The organism is Actinokineospora sp. UTMC 2448 (assembly GCF_024760565.1).
GTDB classification, from domain to species: domain Bacteria; phylum Actinomycetota; class Actinomycetes; order Mycobacteriales; family Pseudonocardiaceae; genus Actinokineospora; species Actinokineospora fastidiosa.
On the sequence record NZ_CP031087.1, the window covers coordinates 6704389 to 6721993 of the forward strand.

A 17605-nucleotide genomic window follows, 5' to 3' on the forward strand; every position below is an offset into this window, starting at 1 on the left:
CTTCACCCGGTGAACCTAGCCCCTCGCCGGGTCCCGCCGCCACCGTGCGTGACGCCGCTGCGCTGCGCGATCGCCTCGTCGCGCTCTGGCGCGTCACCCTGGCGCGCTGGGACAGTTCCGGTGTGCTGATCCTGGCCTGGACCGGCGTCGCGGGCTTCCTGGCCGTCGGCGGCTACGGCGTCGCGCGGCTGGTCGCGGCGGCGTCGCGGCCCGGCTACCCGGGCTGCCACCGCGCGGTCGATGTCGCCCACGTGCTCATGGGCGTCGGGATGGCGGTGATGGCGTCCCCCGTCGGCGGCCCGCTGCCGATGGCCGCGTGGCAGACCGCGTTCGTGCTGATCACCGCGTGGTTCCTCGGCGCGTGGGCCTACCGGCTGCGGCACCCGGTCGACCGGGTCGGCTGGCACGGGTCCGCCCTGCACCACGCGCTGGGCGCCGCGGCGATGGTCTACATGCTGACGGCCGTGCCGCACTCGCCCTCGGCGATGGCCGCCGCGTGGACGCCGGGCCCGCACACCGGCCGCGCCGCGCTCCCGCTGCTGGGCTGGGCGCTGATCGCCGCCCTGGTCGTGACGGCGCTGCCGCTGCTGCGCGCCGCGCTGCGGTCCCCGGGCGCGCGGGACATCCTGACGTGCGGGCGCCGGGCGGCGTGGGCGCAGCTGGCGATGTCGGCCGGGATGGCGGCCATGCTCGCCACGCTCCTCTAGGTCCAGTCGGCAGGCCAGGTGAGCGTGCCGGAGCGCAGGTCGGCGACGACGCCGCGCAGCCAGGCGACCTCGGCGCGGCCCACGGTCTGGGCGTACTCCTCCTCCAGCAGGAACGGCCGGGCGAGGCCGAGACCGTCCACTTCGGCCTTCGCCGCGTCGAGCGCGCTCTCCACGGCGTCGGCGCGCCGGTCGAGCAGGTCGGCGACCTCGGCGGGCGGCAGGATCAGCAGCGAGGCCAGGGCGGCGGGGAACTCCGGGTACTCGACGGCGGGCTCGGAGAGCATGCCGCGCAGCCAGTCGAGCATTGTGGCGGTGCCGTCGGGGGTCAGCTCGTAGACGGTGCGCTCCGGGCGTCCGGCGTCCCGGTCGACGCCGCGCACCGCGATCAGCCCGAGCCGCTCCAGCCGCTCGACGGCCTGGTAGACGCTGTTGCGCGAGGCCACATTGGCCACCCGGTCCTTGCCGCGGGCGCGGATCAGCTCGTGCATCCGGTACGGGTGCGCGGGCTCCTCGGCGAGCAGCACCAGCAGCACGAGCGCCAGCGGCGAGCGCGACCTTCCCATACCGAGGACCTTAACGGCCTCGGCGGCCTAGTCATTTTATGTATAGTGATGTCATGACTAAGCGAATCCTCGTCATCGGCGGCGGCATCGCCGGACCGGTGACCGCGCTGGCCCTGCGGCAGGCGGGCTTCGACCCGGTGGTCCACGAGGCGTACGACGAGTCCGCCGACGGCGTGGGCGCGTTCCTCACCCTGGCGAGCAACGGCCTGTCGGCCCTGGAAACGCTCGGCCTCGCCGAGCCGGTGGCCGCCGCGGGCTTCGTCACCCCGCGCATGCGGCTGAGCCTCGGCGCGCGCGAGCTGGGCTGGTTCCCAATGTCGAGCACCGATCCGCGCATGCCGAGCACGGTCACCATCACCCGCGCCGCGCTGTACCGGGTGCTGCGCGACGAGGTGCGGCGCCAGGACATCCCGGTCGAGTACGGCAAGCGCATGACCGGCGCCGAATCCGACGCCAGGGGCGTCACGGCCCGCTTCGCCGACGGCACGACGGCCACCGGCGACCTCCTCATCGGCGCGGACGGCCTGCGCTCGACCGTGCGCACGGTCATCGACCCGGCCGCGCCCGCCCCGCGCTACGTCCCGCTGCTCAACACCGGCGGCTACGCCCGCGGCGTGCGCGTGCCCGGCGAGCCGGGGACCGCCTACATGGGATTCGGCAGGCGGGCGTTCTTCGCCTACCTCCCGCACCCCGACGGCTCGGTCTGGTGGTTCGCCAACGTGCCCAGCAGGACCGAGCCCACCCGCGCCGACCTCGCCGCGATCACCGACTGGCGCGGGCGGCTGCGCGAGGTCTACGCGGGCGACGACCTCCCGGCGCAGGCCCTGATCGACGCCACCGCCGACATCGTCGCGCCGTACCCCACCTACGACTTCCCCACCGTCCCGACCTGGCACCGGGACCGGATGGTCATCGTGGGCGACGCCGCGCACGCGACCTCGCCCGCGGCGGGCCAGGGCGCGTCGATGGCCGTCGAGGACGCGGTCACCCTCGCCCGCTGCCTGCGGTCGGACCGGCCCACCGCGTTCGCCGAGTACGAGCGACTGCGCCGCCCCCGGGTGGAGAAGGTCGTGCGCATGGGCAAGCGCAACGGCGACGTCAAGGCGCCCGGCGTCTTCGGCCGCCTGCTGCTGCCGCTGGCCATCCGGATGCTGCCGACCCGGGACATGTCCTGGCTGCTGGACCACCGCGTCTGATCCACCCGTTCGGGTCCGGCGCGGGCGCGCTCCCGTGCACAATGACCGCCGTGACCTACTACCCGCAGCCCCCCGGCGCGTGGCCGCCGCCGATGCCGCCGCGCTCGCCCAGCGGCGGCGCGGCCGTCACCGCGGGCGTCTTCGCCCTGTTGTTGCTGGTCTACTGCGGTTACAACATCTACATGCAGGTCTGGTGGCTGCTGGAGGGCTGCGGCATCGCCTGCCTGGTCGGCATCCACATGATCCCGGTCGTCGTGCTCCCGCTGGCCGCGCTGCTCCTGCTGATCGGCGCGATCGTGATCTTCGCAAGGGCGGTCGCCGGGCCCATCCTGACCGCCATCGGCGCGTTCCTGCTGCTGGCCCTGCAGCTGATGTACCTCATCCTGTCGGGCTTCTACCTGCACGTGCTGACGCTCGTCGGCCTGGTCCTCGCGCTGGTCACGCTGGTCATGTCCCTGCTGCCGCCGACCTTCGCCTGGACCCGCTCGAAGCCCCGCTTCCCCGCCTACCCGGCCCCCATGCCCTACCCGCCGAGGTACTGACGTGGACGAGCGGGTCGAGTTCGGACTGCACCACGTGCAGTTGGCGATCCCGCCGGGCGCGGAGGACGAGTGCCGCGCCTTCTACGTCGGCGTGCTGGGGATGCGCGAGGTGGCGAAGCCGCCCGCGCTGGCGGCGCGGGGCGGGCTGTGGGTGCGGCTGGACCGGCTGGAGATCCACCTCGGCGTCGAGGCGGACTTCCGGCCAGCGCGCAAGGCCCACCCCGGCATCCTCGTGTCCGATGTGGACGCCGTGGCGGCGCGGCTGGCGGCGGCCGGGGTCGCCGTCGAGTGGGACGACGGCTTCCCCGGGTTCCGCCGCTTCTACACCACCGACGGCGTCGGGAACCGGTTGGAGTTCATGGCTCCCGTCGACTCGCGCGGGTGATGGCGGCCTCGATGGCGCCCACGCGGTCGGCGAGCAGGCCCATGGCGCCGACGGCGCGGGTCATCGGGTCGTCGTCCGCGCCGCCGAGGGCCTGGGTGCGCAGGTAGGCGGCCTTGACGTCGGCCCAGCGCGCGGCCGACGCCGGGTCGAGGCGGCCGCGGAGCTCGGCCAGTTTCAGCAGGTTGGCCTCCGCGCCCGCGGCCAGGGTCTGCGCCTCGCCGAGGTAGTGGTCGTCGATGACGGCCTCCAGCTCGGCGTCGTTCATGACCGGGACGATGCGCTCGGCGAGCTTGTTCATATTGCGGTAGGAGCCCTGCAGGCCGAACGGCGGCTCGGTGCGCGCCGCATCCGACTGGGCGGCGGAGGCGATGTACGCCTTGTTGTTCGCCAGCACGACCTCCTGCACGCGCAGCAGCTTCCGCAGCACGGACACGATCTGCTCGACCTCGACCGCGGAGTACGGGTGCGCGAGCTGGTCGGCGCGGGCGGACTCGTCGCCGCGGGCGAGGCGGACGAACAGGCCGATGTCGGCGCGGTCGCGGGTGGACAGCGGGGCCAGCACCGGGTTCGAGGTCAGCGAGTTCTCGATGTAGCTCAGCGCGAACAGCTCCTCGCGCCCGGACAGCACGTCGCCGAGGTTCCACACGTCGGCGCGGTTGGCCAGCATGTCCGGGACGCGGAAGCGCTGGCCCGCCTCGGTGTACGGGTTGCCTGCCATGCACACCGCGAAGCGCTTGCCGCGCAGGTCGTAGGTCCGGGTGACGCCGTCCCACACGCCCTCCATCCGGCGCTGCGCGTCGCACAGCGGGATGAACTTCTGCAGCAGCTCGGGGTTGGTGTGCTGGATGTCGTCGAGGTACAGCAGGACGTTGCTGCCCAGCTCCAGCGCGAAGTTGATCTTCTCGATCTCCTGTCGCGCGGTCGCGTTGGGCGCCTCGGCCGGGTCGATGGAGGTGACCGCGTGCCCCAGCGCCGGGCCGTTGACCTTGACGAACACCAGGCCGAGCCGGTCGGCGACGTACTCCATCAGCGTCGTCTTGCCGTAGCCGGGCGGGGAGATGAGCAGCAGCAGGCCCATCTGGTCGGTCCGCTTGCCCGCGCCCGCCGCGCCCAGCTGCTTGGCCAGGTTGTCCCCGATCAGCGGCAGGTAGACCTCGTCGAGCAGGCGGTTGCGGACGAACGCGCTCATGACCTTCGGCTGGAACTCCGGCAGCCGCAGCCGCCGCTTCTCCGCCTCCACCAGCGCCGCGCGCGTCTTCTGATACGCCCGGTAGGCCGGGATGCGCTTCTCGCGGAACCGCGAGGTCCGCACCAGGAACTCGTCCAGCCGCACGGTCAGCGTCCGGTCGGCGATCCTCGGGTGCGTCCCCAGCAGGCCGGTCACCTGCTCCGACAGCGCCGCCGACGAGTCGTGCCGCGTGACGAGGTCGCCGCACAGCTCGATGGCGACCGCCTCGGCCACGTCCGGCGCGTTCCCGGCGAACGCCTCGTACCAGGCCGCCACCAGCTGGTGCCGGGTCGGGAAGTCGGTCAGCGCCCGCACGTCCTCGGCGAAGCGGCGCTCGTCCTCCGCGCTCAGCGACGCGTGGAAGCGCTCGACCAGCGACCGCGCGGACGCCCCGGTGACGAACCCGGTCGGCCCGTCGGCCAGCTCCTCCACCAGGTACTCCGCGGCGAGGTCGAAGTCCACGGGCAGGTCGAGGAAGCCGCGCATCACCTCGGCGAGCGCGGCGACCAGGTGCGCCAGCGCGGGCGCGCTGCCGAACGCCGCCCGCGCCCTGGCCAGCGAGGACGCGCGCACCGCCCATCGCGCCCGCGCGTCGTCGTCGGCGCCGAACGTCCAGAACAGCTGCGCCGCGGCGCGCTCGGCGGGCGGGTACCGCAGCAGCCCGGCGCCCGCGTGCAGGCGCAGCAGCGCCTCCAGGATCAGCACGGCGTCGTGGTCGTGGACGCCGCGCTCGTAGCCCTCGTCGTAGCGCGACTCCGCGGCCGCGCGCACCACGTCGGCGAGCGGGCCCGTGCGCTCGGCGTGGAGCAGGGACGCCGCCAGGTGCTCGGCGCGGTAGACCTCGGCGGACTCCGACACCAGCAGCTGGTCCCAGAACTCGCGGGTCGCGGCGAACTCCGGCGAGCGCACCGGGGAGCGGTAGTCGGTGCCGGTGACCGCGAACGCGAGGCCGTCGTCGTGCGGCACCAGCGTCAGGTCGATCGGCTGGGTGTTCACCGCGAACGTGTGCCGCCCCAGGCGCAGGGTCTCGCCGTCGGCGCCGTAGAGGTCCTGGCGGTCCCGCAGCGACCGCCCGGCCTCCTGGCGGGCCGTCTTGACCCTGCCCTCCAGCTCCTCGGCGCGGACCTGGTCGTCCAGCGCCCGCAGCTCGTCGGCGACCGACCGCAGCTTGGCGATCATCGGGTCGCCCGCGAAGTAGGCGTTGATCTCGTCTGCTGAGGACAGCGCCGCCAGCCGCCGCTGGACCGAGGCCAGCACCCGCTCGGCGGAGGCCGCCAGGCGGTCCGCGCGGCGCGCCCGCTCGTCCATCAGCGCCTGCTTGCGCGCGGAGAACGCCTCGTAGACGTCGGTGCGCTTGTCGACGAGCTGGGCGAGGAAGTCGTCGAACTCGGCGAAGCGCGACTCCAGGTTCTCCACCTGCAGCATCAGCCGCCCGAGCTGCTCGTCGCAGCGCGCGGGGGTGTCCGCGGCCGCGATGGCGGCGGTGATGGCCTGCCCGAGCAGCGCGAACTCGGCGGCGAACTCGGCGCGGCCCTCCAGCGCGAGCAGCTCGTCGCGCCGGGAGCGCAGCGTGGCCCTGGCCCGGTTGACCCCGGCCAGCACCTCGCCGACCCGCTCCAGGATGCCGGTGCGCACGGTCGCGTCGGCGATGTCGAGCGAGCCGACCACCTCGGTGACGATCTCCAGCCCCTCGGCCTGCGCGGTCAGCCGCTCGGCGACCGGCTCGGCCTCGGCGACCGTCGCGAGCCCGGCCGCCTGGGCGGTCAGCGCGTCGACCTGCTCGTGGTAGGCGGCGAACGCGTCGGGCCCGCGCAGGAACTCCACCGCGCGCCTGCCCGCCGAGGCCAGCTCGCCGGTCAGCGACTCCTCCAGGCCGTCCACGGCCGCGAGGTCGACGTAGCGCAGGTCCCGCAGGGTGACCACGCGGCCCTGCGCGCGGCGCAGCGAGGCGAGCTGGGCCACCCAGTCGTCGGCGGTCTTCGGGGCCTCACCCCGGGACGTGCGCACCAGCGACGCGACCGACTCCGACACCTCGGCCAGCGCGGCCGCCGCCTGCGACGTCAGCGCCTGCACGGTCTCGAACTCGTCGAGCACCTGCTCCGCCGTGGCCCGCATCGCGGTCAGCGGCTCGCGCAGGTCGCCCAGCTCGGTGTCGCCGAGCCAGTGGTAGTGGTCGAACACCCGGGCGCACGCGGCGATCAGCGCCTCGTACACCGGCACCGACGGCGCCATCTCCGCGACCATCCGCGCCACCGACAGGCAGTCGGAGATGCCGCGCACCAGGTCCGGGTTGCCCACGCGCTCCAGCGGGCCGGACCCGACCGGCTGCCCCGCCGCGTAGGTGTCGGACTGGTACGGCGTCTGCCAGACCTGCATCGGGTGGACCCGCGTCGGCTCCTCCGACGTCGCCCGGAACGCCACCAGGGTGCCGTCCTCGAACAGCGAGTACCCGTGGCAGACCAGCGGCGCGGCGACCTCCTTGCGGATCACGTTGTACGGCAGCAGCAGCGTGCGCCCGTCGGCGCGGGCGTGGAAGGCGTAGAGCACGTCCTCGCCGTTGGGGGAGCGGATGACCCGCTCGTACTCCAGGTCGGCAACGTCGGTGTCGAACGTCCGGTGCACGCCCGTGGCCAGGTAGTACCCGCCGGGGAAGATGATCCCCTGGTCCTCGGGCAGCCGCTGGCAGGCCTGCCCGATCCCGTCGAGCCGCACCACCGACCGGGTGTGGGTGTTGAACACCAGGTGGCGCCACTCCGGCTCGTTGTACGGGCGCACGCGGATCAGGATCAGCGACCCGACCTCGGCGTAGTGCACGTCGGCGTCGGCCAGGCTCTGCAGCTTCTCCACGACCGGCTCGGTGTAGACGCCCTCGCCGGTCTCGGTGTTGTCCTCGACCTTGACCGTCAGGTTCCCGCCGACGGTCTCGACGAACACCTTCCCCAGGATCGAGATGTGCGGGAACCGGCCGAGCACGTGGTCCTCGCGGGTCGTCTCCACCCACTCGAAGTCGTGCGCTGGCGGGAAGACGTGGTCGCGCTCGCCTCGGTTGTCCAGGTAGGCGACGGGGTTCGTCGACCAGCGCAGCACCTTCGCGTCGGAGGTGCGCGGACCGGTCTGGAACACCGCCAGCAGCTTCCCGTCGAGGTTGCGCAGCTGCAGCAGCCGCGTCTCGCGGTAGTACCGGTACAGCTCGCCGAAGTCGCGGGCGAACCCCGGATCGGCCAGCAGCCCGGGCAGCTCGCCGGGGTCGGCCTGCTCGAACCGGAACGCGTCCCCGTCGCGGGCGAAGCGGTACAGGCCGAACACGTCGGCCACCGCGGTCTCCGGCTTCAGCCCGATGAACACGTTGTAGCCGAACAGCATCAGCCCGCCGACCTGCACGATGTCGCGCGGCACGCAGTTGTGCTCGGTGCGGATGCGGTCGGTGCCGACCAGCCGCATCTCCGCGCCGCCGAAGACCGCCAGCCGCCGGGTGTTCAGCGCGTCGGCCCGGCGGGCCAGCTCGGCGGCCTGCTCGCCGAGCCGGGCCCGCAGGACCTCGTAGGTGCCCGCGTCCAGGGTCGGGGCACTCACCGCGCGGCCAGCGTCGCCACCGGCGCGTCGGCCACCCCGAGCCGCTGGGCGTGGCCCAGCAGCTCCTGCAGCTTGGCCGCGTCCCCACCGCCGGAGTTGATCATCTTGAGCAGCAGCGCCGACACCGACAGGTTCTTCAGGTCCTCGCTGGAGAACGCGCCGAGCATGCCCTTGAGGTCGTCGGTGAAGCTGGCCTGGCCGTTGAGCCACGGGCCTGCCAGCGTGCGGGCGGTGTCGGAGTGGTCCATGAACCCGTCGACGGCCTTGCCCATGCCGACCGCGCCGACGAGCCGGTCGAAGAACATCGTGTCGCCGCCGACGATGTCGATGTCGGCCTTCTCCAGCCCGGCGGCGAGCACCATGGCCTGCGCCTCGGCGACCTCCTTGTGCACGTCGATGCCGCGCAGCCGGATCTCCTTCTCCGCCTCCAGCCGCAGCCGGTACTCCTCGTGCTCGCGGGTGACCTGGTCCATCGCGGCCAGCGCGCCCGCCTTGTCGGTGAGGCCCTCGGCCTCGCCCTTGAGCTTCTCCTTGATCGCCTCGGCCTCGACCAACGCCTTCTCCCTGGCGACGGCGGCCTCGGCCCGGCCGACCTTCTCGATGGCCGCGGCGTCGCGCTCGCGGACCTGCACCGCGGCCAGCCCCTCGGCCGCCGCCTGCGCCTGCTCGCCCTCGGCGAGGCGGATCTTGGCCCGGGCGTCGAGCTCGGCGGCCTGCTGGCGGGCCTCGGCGAGGGTCAGCTCCTCGCGGGCCCGGTGCTTGGCGGCCACCTCGGCGGCCTCGGCGGCCTTGATGTCCTTGACCAGGTTCTCCTGCGCCTCGGCCTCGGCCTGGATCACCAGCGCCTGGCGCTTGCGCTCGGCCTCCTCGACCGCGCGCAGCCGCTTGATCGTCTCCTCCTGCTCGGCGACGGTCTTGTCCACGGCGATGCGCTCGCGGACCACCTCGGCGACCGAGCGCTTCTCGACCTCGACCTCCTTGCTGGCCGCGATCCGCGACAGCTCGGTCTCCCGCTCGCGGGCGATGACCTCCAGCAGCCGGTCCTTCTCGATGCGCTCGGACTCGATGGCGATGACCCGCTCGCGGTTCTTGGCCGCCACGGCGATCTCGCGCTGCTGGTTCTCGGTCTGGATGCCCAGCGACTCGTCGGTGCGCAGGTGCGCGGTGTTGGCCTTGAGCCGCTCCTCGGCCTGGACCTTGGCGATCTCGGCCTCCTCGCGGGCGCGCATGGTCTCGATCTCGCGCTTCTGCTTGATCTCGGCGTCGGCCTGGCGGCGCTGCAGTTCGAGGATCGCCTCCTTGGCGTCCACGTTCTGCCTGGTGATCTCCTTCTCCTCGTTGCGCTGGTACTCGTTGGTCCGCACGTGCTCGATCGCCGTCAGCTCGGTGATCTTGCGGATGCCCTGCGCGTCGAGGATGTTGGCCGGGTCGAGGGAGGACAGCGGGGTCTGCTCCAGGTAGTCGATCGCGGCGTCCTCGAGGCTGTAGCCGTTGAGGTCGGTGCCGATCACCCGGATGATCTGGTCGCGGAACTCGTCGCGCTTGGTGTAGAGGTCGACGAAGTCCAGGTGCTTGCCGACGGTCTTGAGCGCCTCGGAGAACTTGGCGTTGAACAGCGCCTGCAGCGTGGTCTCGTCGCTGGCCCGCGCGGTGCCGATCGCCTGGGCGACCTTGATGACGTCCTCGACGGTCTTGTTGACCCGCACGAAGAACGTGATGCGGATGTCGGCGCGGATGTTGTCCCGGCAGATCAGCCCGTCGCGTCCGGCGCGGTGGATCTCCATCGTCTTGACCGAGATGTCCATCAGCTCGGCCTTGTGCAGCACGGGCAGCACGACGGCGCCGGTGAAGGTCACGTCGACCTTGCGCACCTTGGAGACGATCAGCGCCTTGCCCTGCTCGACCTTGCGGAACAGCCTGCTGACCACGAACAGCCCGACGACGGCGAGCAGCAGCAGCGCGGCGATGGCGATGCCCGCGCCGATGGAGATCGGTTCCATGAATCAGTCCCTTGTGGAATCGAGATCGACCGGGGCGATCCAGAAGAACTCGCCGTCGGCGTCGTAGTCGTAGATGACGGCCGTGCGGCCCGAGGGCAGCGGGTCCTCGCCCGCCATCCGGACCTGCACGATGGCCGACGATCCGTCGGCCGCGGTGACCTCGGCCTGGCCGAAGGTCGTGTCGACCCGCCCGGTGCGCACCACGCAGACCAGGCCGACGAAGTCGTGGCGGGACGCGGCCGGGGCGTCCGGCAGCACCTTGCGCAGCGGGATGAGGATCAGGCGCGTCACCAGCAGGCCCACGACCACCGCGATGGCGAGACCGGCGATCCCGAGCACGGTGACCAGCGTCGGGTCGAGCCCATCGAGCAGCACGGTGACCACCAGACTCGTGAACCAGGCGACGATGATGGTGATGGACAGGGCGACGGTGGCCGGGACCCCGCCGAGGCCGAGCGCGTCGACCGGCTCCAGCGCCTCCACATCGGACGCTCCGAACAGGACGAGCAGCCAGAAGCAGACCACCACGACGAGCGCGAACGTCAACACGACCACGGGGAAGCGCAGCACCGTGTCGACGAATTCGCCCATCCGCTTCCCTTCCGCCCCTGTTGCGGCGGAGATTACCCGCCGCGCGGGCGCGCGTGTGGGGTTTTCGTGAAACTCACTCGGGCTCCGGCGACGTCCGCTCCAGGTCGTCGAGCAGCGGCGCCACGCGGTAGGCGATCTGCTCGGTCATGGCGACGGCCGTGGTGCTGCGGATGACGCCCCGGCAGGCGAGCACGCCGTTGATCACCTCGTGCAGGTGGCGGGTGTTGCGCGCGGCCACCCGGACGAGCAGGTCGCCGTCGCCCGCGATGCCGTGCGCCTCCAGCACGTACGGCAGGGCGGCCAGGTCCTCCACGGCGCCCTTGAGCCTGCCCTGGGCGACCTGGATGGTGACGAACGCGGTCACCTCGACGCCGAGGGCGGTGTAGTCGACCGAGCGGCCGCGCTGGCCGACGACGCCGCGCCGCTCCAGCCGGGCGACCCGGGCGTGCGCGGTGTTGCGGGCGACGCCGAGGCGCTGGGCCAGCTCGGTGACGCCGACCCGGGGGCTGGCCACGAGCTCGCGGATGACCCGCAGGTCGAGGCGGTTCCAGTCGGCCATCCTGCTCAACCTCCGGGCGCTGGTCGACGCGCTTTTGAGCAAACCGCTCAGTTACTCTGCCGGAGTATTGCATTTCGCTCAGCAGGTCGCATTGTCTGTCCGGAAGCGTGCGGTGTTTGTGGAGAGGTGTGAGGTCGATGACGCAGCTCCTGGCGGGCTACCACCCTGCGGAGGTGCTGGGCCGGGCCGACGGCGTGGGCGCGATGACCGGCGTTCAGGCGCTCGGTCGGCTGCTGGTCGAGCAGCGCAGGGCCGACGCCGCCCGCGGCTGGAAGACGGCCGGGCTGGTCTCCGGCTACCGCGGCTCCCCGCTGGCCGGGCTCGACCTCGTGCTGGAGCGCAACGCCGCGCTGCTGGGCGAGCACGACATCAAGTTCATCCCCGGGGTGAACGAGGAGCTGGGCGCGACCGTGGTCTACGGCTCGCAGCTGGCCCCGCAGCTGCCGGACCCGTCGTACGAGGGCGTGTTCGGCCTCTGGTACGGCAAGGCGCCGGGCGTGGACCGCTCGGTGGACGCGTTCAAGCACGGCACGTGGATGGGCACGACCCCGCGCGGCGGCGTCCTCGTGGTGGCCGGTGACGACCCGGCGTGCAAGTCCTCGTCGCTGCCGTCGAACTCGGCGATGGCGCTGGCGGAGTCGTACCTTCCGGTGCTCTCCCCGGTGGACGTCGCCGACGTGATCCGGCTGGGCCGCTACGGGTTCGAGCTGTCCCGGTTCTGCGGGAGCTGGGTCGGGTTCACCGTCGTGACCAACATCGGCGACGCGTACGAGATCGTCGACCTGTCCGCCCGACCGTCGGTGGTCGTTCCCGAGTTCGAGTGGAACGGGCGGCCGTGGCGGCCCACGCACAAGCCCGGCGTCGGCATCCCCGAGGCCATCGCGCTGGAGCACGAGGTGCTGGAGGGCAGGCTCGCGGCCGCGGAGGTGTTCGCGCGGGCCAACGGGCTCAACCGGATCACCGGCGCGGGCGACGGCGCGCGGCTCGGGCTGATCGCGGCGGGCCACAACTACGCCTCCCTGCGCGACGCCCTCGACCGCATGGGCCTGACCGGGCCCGAGCTGGAGCGGCGCGGCGTGCGGCTGCTGTGCCTGGGCATGGTGCACCCGATCGACCGGGAGACGCTGTTCGAGTTCGCCGACGGCCTCGACGAGATCGTGGTCGTCGAGGACAAGCGCGCGTTCGTCGAGACGCTGGTCAAGGAGGCGCTGTTCGACCGCGCGTCCCGGCCAGCGGTGTACGGGAAGCGGGGACCGGGGGGTTCCGCGCTGATCCCGGTCCACGGCGCGCTGGAGGCCGACCGGCTGATCACCGGCCTCGGCCGGTTCCTGGCCGAGCGGGTCGGCGCGGAGCTGCCCGAGCGGCCCCGGCCGCCCGCGCTCACGCTGACGCCGGTCAACCGCACGCCGTTCTTCTGCTCCGGCTGCCCGCACAACCGCTCGACCGAGCTGCCCGAGGGGTCGCTGGCGGGCGCGGGCATCGGCTGCCACGCGATGACCACGTTCATGGACCGCAGCGTCGGGTTCACGCAGATGGGCGGCGAGGGCGTCAGCTTCGTCGGCGCGGCGCCGTTCACCGGCACCCGGCACTTCTTCCAGAACCTCGGCGACGGCACGTTCTTCCACTCCGGCAGCCTCGCCGTGCGCCAGGCCGTCGCGGCGGGCACGAACATCACGTTCAAGCTGCTCTACAACGCCGCCGTCGCGATGACGGGCGGCCAGCACGCGGACGGCTCCATCGACCCGGCCGCCGTCACCCGCCTCCTGCACGCCGAGGGCGTCGTGCGGACGGTCGTGGTCACCGACGAGCCCGGCAAGTACCCGCGCGGGGTCAAGTGGGCGCCCGGCGTCCGCGTCGCGCACCGCGACCGGCTGGACGAGATCCAGCGCGAGCTGCGCGAGGTGCCGGGCGTGACGGTGATCCTCTACGACCAGGAGTGCGCGGCGGAGAAGCGGCGCAAGCGCAAGCGCGGCACGGCCCCCGACCCGGTGACCAGGGTCTACATCAACGAGGCCGTGTGCGAGGGCTGCGGCGACTGCGGGCGCAAGTCGAACTGCCTGAGCGTCGAGCCGGTGGACACCGAGTTCGGGCGCAAGACGCAGATCGACCAGACCTCCTGCAACAAGGACTACTCCTGCCTGCTGGGCGACTGCCCGTCGTTCATGACGGTGACCCCGGGCAAGCCGGTGCGGCGGTCGCTGGCGGCGGTGCCCTCGGTCCCCGAGCCCGCGCTGCCGTCGTCGGCCGAGCTGGTGATGGTCGGCATCGGCGGGACGGGCGTGGTGACCGTCAACCAGGTCCTGGCCACCGCCGCCCTGCTCAGCGGTCTCGACGCGCGGGCGCTGGACCAGACCGGGCTGTCGCAGAAGGCGGGCGCGGTGGTGTCGCACCTGCGGATCACCGCGGAGCCGACCGGGCACCCGGGCCTGATCCCGGCAGGCGGCGCGTCGGCGTACCTGGTGTTCGACGCGCTGGCGGCGACGTCCCCGGTCAACCTGGGCCGCTGCTCGCCGACCCGGACCGCGGCGGTCGTGTCGACCTCGGAGGTGCCGACCGGCCGGATGGTCGTCGACACCGGCGCCCGCTACCCCGGCCGCGACGAACTCCTGTCGGCGATCGCCGCGCGCACGGCGTCCCTGCAGGCGTTCGACGCGCTCGACCTGGCCGAGCGCCTGTTCGGCACCACGGTCGCGGCGAACTTCCTGGTCGTCGGCGCGGCGTACCAGTCGGGCCTGATCCCGCTCACCGCGGCGGCGATCGAGGAGGCCATCCGCCTCAACGGCACGGGCGTCGAGATGTCCATCACCGCCTTCCACGCGGGCCGAGCCGCGGTTGCCGACCCGTCGTGGCTGGCGGGCGCTGAGCCGGAGCCGGTGGCCGTCCCCCAGCCCCTGCCGCTGGACGACTTCACCGGGGAGCTCCGCCGCCTGCTGGAGATCCGCGTGCCGGACCTGGTCGGCTACCAGGACCTGGCGTACGCCGAGGACTACCTGGCCTTCGTCCGCGAGGTTGCCGCCGTCGACCCGGACGTCGCCACCGCGGTCGCGCGGAGCCTGCACAAGCTGATGGCGTACAAGGACGAGTACGAGGTCGCCCGCCTGCACCTGGCGGACACCTCGGCGGAGACGGTGTTCGGCCCCGGCACCCAGGTCGCCTACGCCCTCCACCCACCCCTGCTGCGCGCGATGGGCCTCCGCCGCAAGATCACCCTCCGCCGCACCGCCCGCCCCGCCTTCCGCACCCTCCGCGCGATGCGGGCCGTCCGAGGCAAGTGGTACGACCCCTTCGGCCACGCCACCCTCCGCAAGACCGAGCGCGCCCTGATCACCGAGTACAAGACGATGATGCGCGCCGCCCTGACCCACCTGACCCCGTCGACGAGGCCAACGGTCCTCGCCCTGGCAGCGGCCCCGGAGGAGATCCGCGGCTACGAGCACATCAAGGAGGCCGCCATCACCCGCTACCGCGAGACGACGACCGCCCTCCAGTCCACCCTGCAAGCCGCCCCGGAGCCAGCCACGGCACCCCGTTAGGATGAGGGCGCGGGCCGTTAGCTCAATTGGTAGAGCTGCGGACTTTTAATCCGTAGGTTCTGGGTTCGAGCCCCAGGCGGCCCACAAAGCCCCAGGTCAGCGCCTGGGGCCTTGTGGTGTCAAGGTCAGCGGGCCGCTGGATACGTGACGGCGGGCTGTGCGCGTAGTCTGGCTCGCGTATCTCGGCTTCTAGGGGCAGCTCCGACACAAGCGCCTCATAGGCCCAGCAGCGGAGTCAGAGTGACTAAGATCACATATCGTCGATCTTCTTAGCAACCACTTCGGCAATCTCCTTGGCCTGAGCGGCAAGATCACCATCAGGATCGAAGTCCAGATGGGCGATGTCACGAAGTTGGTCAGTCGCGCCGAGTTCAACGTTCCGAGAAATCACAGGTATTACCGCCCCCTGTTTTATGCGGTGCATATACTCGTTCGCCTCAAAGATTGTCCACCGCTTTTTACTGTAGCTTTCACCAATCACCACAACGACATAACGCGAACCTGAATCATAGATTGGGCGCATGTACTCTTCAATATTGTTCGCGACAATCCGATACATCTCGGTGAAATCATAGAACACCACAAGGCCTTTATCTTGAATCTCATCGCGAAGATGTTCAACGAACTTTCGATCCTCGCCAGCAAACGACAGTGCCACATCATACTCGTGATCATAGTTGACATTTGTAAATCCTACGTCACGAACAAAGTCTGCCCAGTTTAGGTTCCTCAGATAGAAGACCAGTAATGGATCCTCAACTGATAGGATTCCATTTTCGGGATTGAAGTGAAGAAGATTAGAGATGTCAGCATCCTCCGTTAGCCGCTGAAGGAAGCCCTGTTGGAGGACCATGAGTACACTTGCCTTTTCTTTTGGCCTCTTTTTGACTTCCTCACGCAAGGAGAGTGACCACTGATCCGCCTCGGCCAACCACTTAAGAATGTGCAGATACGGGGCACGGCCACCTGGACGAAACTTAGTGCCGCGGGCGAAGTTCCTAACCGTCGCCCCAAATTTGTCAGCTTGGCGATCAATCACCCTTCGTTTGACCGACGAGTAGGGCGTCGAGATCTCTGTACAGTCGAACTGGGACTCTATTACCGAGGCTTGAACACACGCCTCATGACACAGGATCTGCGCGAGATAGAAGCTTCCCCTTGCTTCCGAGATGATGCTATCTTTGAGCCGAATATCTACGTTGAGTGCGGCTTCACCCTTAGATATCAATTCGGACACCTTCGAGTCTGGCTCCACCTCGAAGCGGACCACATCTATCCTATTTGAGAGATCCGGAGATGATGAGATTAGAGACTGGCCCGCTTGATTGATGCCGATAATGATCAGCTTGCTATCGAGCTCTTCGTTATCGGCCAGAATCTTGAGGAGATCGGCCAAGGCCGCCTTAGTGTCCTCGCTCAGGCGATGGAAGTCATCTATTAGAACTGTCCCGAACGGGATCATCTCCGGCAGCGCTTCGATAAGTTCGACGTCGGCTTTGCGCCGGGCGGTCAATTTGAGCATGTCACTCTCAAACCCGATCTCCTTCAGCGCATTCAACACCGCCGTAGACTTCCCGATCCCGGATGGGCCCTCGATGACCACCCCGCGACCAAGCGAACGAAGCGCCACCTTGAGCCGATTGAACTCAGAGGGTCGCACGAAGGTATGGGATGGAACGCCGGAAGTCTTGAAAACGTCTTCGAGGAGAAGGGTCGCCACCAGTACAAGATACCCCCAGTCAAGGGCATCGGTGAAGACGGTTGCGTTTCTAGTCGACAGATTGAACGCATAGCTCGGTATTCTCTGACCTCACTCAGGCCCTGCAATGAATGAGCAACACCCGTTCCCCACACGTCAGGCGGTATAGCTCCGGAGCTCGAGACCTGCGCGACTCGATCGGTACTAGGAAAAGGTTCTTCGACCGTTCGTACCGACACGAGCCGCAGTATGATCCGCATAGTGGCCCCGGGTGTTAACACGGATCACGCTTCCCTTGAATGCGCTTAGGTCCGAACCGGCGAGTTCCCTCGACAACTGCCAGCATGTGGCGACCGGTCGGAAAATGCGCACAGCACGGACCATCGATCAAGACGCATAATGTGGACTATCCTTAACCGACAGTGCTAAGTGTCTTCGGCGACCTACGACCTCGACGGTTAGAGTCCAACTCCCGGCGACCGGTCACTTTTGCCTGCCCAAGTCGCTCGGTGACCACAGGGGTTAGTTTCTGTCTACATCGGACAGTTGTTCAGGTTGGCGGTGACGGCTCTCATGGCTCGGCCGACTGCTTGCAGGTCGGCGGGGTCGAGTAGGTCGATGAAGTGGGTGCGGACCGTGTGGAGGTTGGTGGGGGCGGCTTGGTGGAGGGTGGCGGCGCCGGTTTCGGTGAGGCGGGCGATGACGCCGCGTTTGTCTTCGGGGGTTTGGGTTCGGGTCACCAGGTCGCGGGCTTCCATGGTGCGGATGCGGTGGGAGAGGCGGCTGCGGGAGTAGTACGCGCGTTCGGCCAGGTCGGCCATGCGCATCGACTGGTTCTCGGCCTCGGAGAGGCGGACCAGGATCTCGAACTCGGCCAGGGTGAGGCCGTGGCGCTCGCGCAGGGTGCGGTCCATGAGGTCGATCAGGCGGATCGATCCCTCGATGAACGCCCGCCAGTCGCGTTGTTGGTCCGCGTCGAGCCAGTCGGTCATTCGGGGAGGGTAGCAGTTGACACCTTCAACCATCTCG

Annotated in this window: 12 protein-coding genes and 1 tRNA gene; 6 read left to right on the plus strand and 7 right to left on the minus strand. The window is 70.2% G+C overall.

Annotated elements, in window-relative coordinates:
* The first annotated feature begins 44 nt into the window (after positions 1-44).
* Positions 45-707 (plus strand): DUF5134 domain-containing protein, encoded by a 663-nt coding sequence (locus Actkin_RS31010; protein ID WP_258905208.1) that lies wholly within the window; start codon positions 45-47, stop codon positions 705-707.
* On the opposite strand, the gene Actkin_RS31015 is transcribed toward Actkin_RS31010, so the two are convergent.
* On the minus strand, positions 704-1270 hold the full coding sequence (locus Actkin_RS31015; protein WP_258905209.1) for a PadR family transcriptional regulator: 567 nt from the start codon (positions 1268-1270) through the stop codon (positions 704-706). The two genes, Actkin_RS31010 and Actkin_RS31015, sit on opposite strands and share 4 nt — an antisense overlap.
* A 53-nt stretch (positions 1271-1323) precedes the next feature.
* Here Actkin_RS31015 and Actkin_RS31020 point away from each other — a divergent pair, with 53 nt between their 5' ends.
* From Actkin_RS31020 to Actkin_RS31030, 3 genes are read left to right on the plus strand one after another with little or no spacing between them, the layout of a single operon-like run.
* Positions 1324-2466: an FAD-dependent oxidoreductase gene (locus tag Actkin_RS31020; RefSeq protein ID WP_258905210.1), complete on the plus strand. Its 1143-nt coding sequence runs from the start codon at positions 1324-1326 to the stop codon at positions 2464-2466.
* 50 nt (positions 2467-2516) lie between these two features.
* Entirely contained in the window at positions 2517-3008 is a 492-nt protein-coding gene (locus Actkin_RS31025; protein WP_189209280.1) for a hypothetical protein, read from the plus strand.
* A 1-nt stretch (position 3009) separates the two neighbouring features.
* Positions 3010-3393: a VOC family protein gene (locus tag Actkin_RS31030; RefSeq protein ID WP_258905211.1), complete on the plus strand. Its 384-nt coding sequence runs from the start codon at positions 3010-3012 to the stop codon at positions 3391-3393.
* Here the strand turns inward: Actkin_RS31030 and Actkin_RS31035 are convergent.
* From Actkin_RS31035 to Actkin_RS31050, 4 genes are all read right to left on the minus strand, one after another.
* Positions 3365-8194, minus strand: coding sequence for a DNA repair ATPase (locus Actkin_RS31035; RefSeq protein ID WP_258905212.1), 4830 nt, complete (start codon positions 8192-8194; stop codon positions 3365-3367). The genes Actkin_RS31030 and Actkin_RS31035 overlap by 29 nt on opposite strands.
* Positions 8191-10194 (minus strand): SPFH domain-containing protein, encoded by a 2004-nt coding sequence (locus Actkin_RS31040; protein WP_189209277.1) that lies wholly within the window; start codon positions 10192-10194, stop codon positions 8191-8193. Before Actkin_RS31040 ends, Actkin_RS31035 begins: the two co-directional genes overlap by 4 nt.
* A gap of 3 nt (positions 10195-10197) precedes the next feature.
* Positions 10198-10785, minus strand: coding sequence for a hypothetical protein (locus tag Actkin_RS31045; RefSeq protein ID WP_189209276.1), 588 nt, complete (start codon positions 10783-10785; stop codon positions 10198-10200).
* Positions 10786-10858: 73 nt separating this feature from the next.
* Positions 10859-11344, minus strand: a complete 486-nt coding sequence (locus tag Actkin_RS31050) for an Lrp/AsnC family transcriptional regulator (RefSeq protein ID WP_189209275.1) — start codon at positions 11342-11344, stop codon at positions 10859-10861.
* Between the two features lie 137 nt (positions 11345-11481).
* Between Actkin_RS31050 and Actkin_RS31055 the strand changes: the two genes are divergently transcribed.
* Both Actkin_RS31055 and Actkin_RS31060 read left to right on the plus strand, forming a co-directional pair.
* Entirely contained in the window at positions 11482-14877 is a 3396-nt protein-coding gene (locus tag Actkin_RS31055; protein WP_258905213.1) for an indolepyruvate ferredoxin oxidoreductase family protein, read from the plus strand.
* A gap of 11 nt (positions 14878-14888) precedes the next feature.
* Positions 14889-14961 (plus strand) — tRNA-Lys (locus Actkin_RS31060).
* Between the two features lie 166 nt (positions 14962-15127).
* Here Actkin_RS31060 and Actkin_RS31065 read toward each other — a convergent pair.
* Together Actkin_RS31065 and Actkin_RS31070 are read right to left on the minus strand one after the other, a co-directional pair.
* Entirely contained in the window at positions 15128-16597 is a 1470-nt protein-coding gene (locus tag Actkin_RS31065; RefSeq protein WP_258905214.1) for a TIR domain-containing protein, read from the minus strand.
* Between the two features lie 512 nt (positions 16598-17109).
* Positions 17110-17568, minus strand: coding sequence for a MarR family winged helix-turn-helix transcriptional regulator (locus tag Actkin_RS31070; protein WP_258905215.1), 459 nt, complete (start codon positions 17566-17568; stop codon positions 17110-17112).
* Positions 17569-17605: the final 37 nt, after the last annotated feature.

Excerpts from the sequence above, each read along its gene's own strand:
- Actkin_RS31015 (WP_258905209.1), bottom strand. The coding sequence starts at position 1,270 with ATGGGAAGGTCGCGCTCGCCGCTGGCGCTCGTGCTGCTGGTGCTGCTC.
- Actkin_RS31020 (WP_258905210.1), top strand. The coding sequence starts at position 1,324 with ATGACTAAGCGAATCCTCGTCATCGGCGGCGGCATCGCCGGACCGGTG.
- Actkin_RS31040 (WP_189209277.1), bottom strand. The coding sequence starts at position 10,194 with ATGGAACCGATCTCCATCGGCGCGGGCATCGCCATCGCCGCGCTGCTG.
- Actkin_RS31045 (WP_189209276.1), bottom strand. The coding sequence starts at position 10,785 with ATGGGCGAATTCGTCGACACGGTGCTGCGCTTCCCCGTGGTCGTGTTG.
- Actkin_RS31050 (WP_189209275.1), bottom strand. The coding sequence starts at position 11,344 with ATGGCCGACTGGAACCGCCTCGACCTGCGGGTCATCCGCGAGCTCGTG.
- Actkin_RS31055 (WP_258905213.1), top strand. The coding sequence starts at position 11,482 with ATGACGCAGCTCCTGGCGGGCTACCACCCTGCGGAGGTGCTGGGCCGG.
- Actkin_RS31070 (WP_258905215.1), bottom strand. The coding sequence starts at position 17,568 with ATGACCGACTGGCTCGACGCGGACCAACAACGCGACTGGCGGGCGTTC.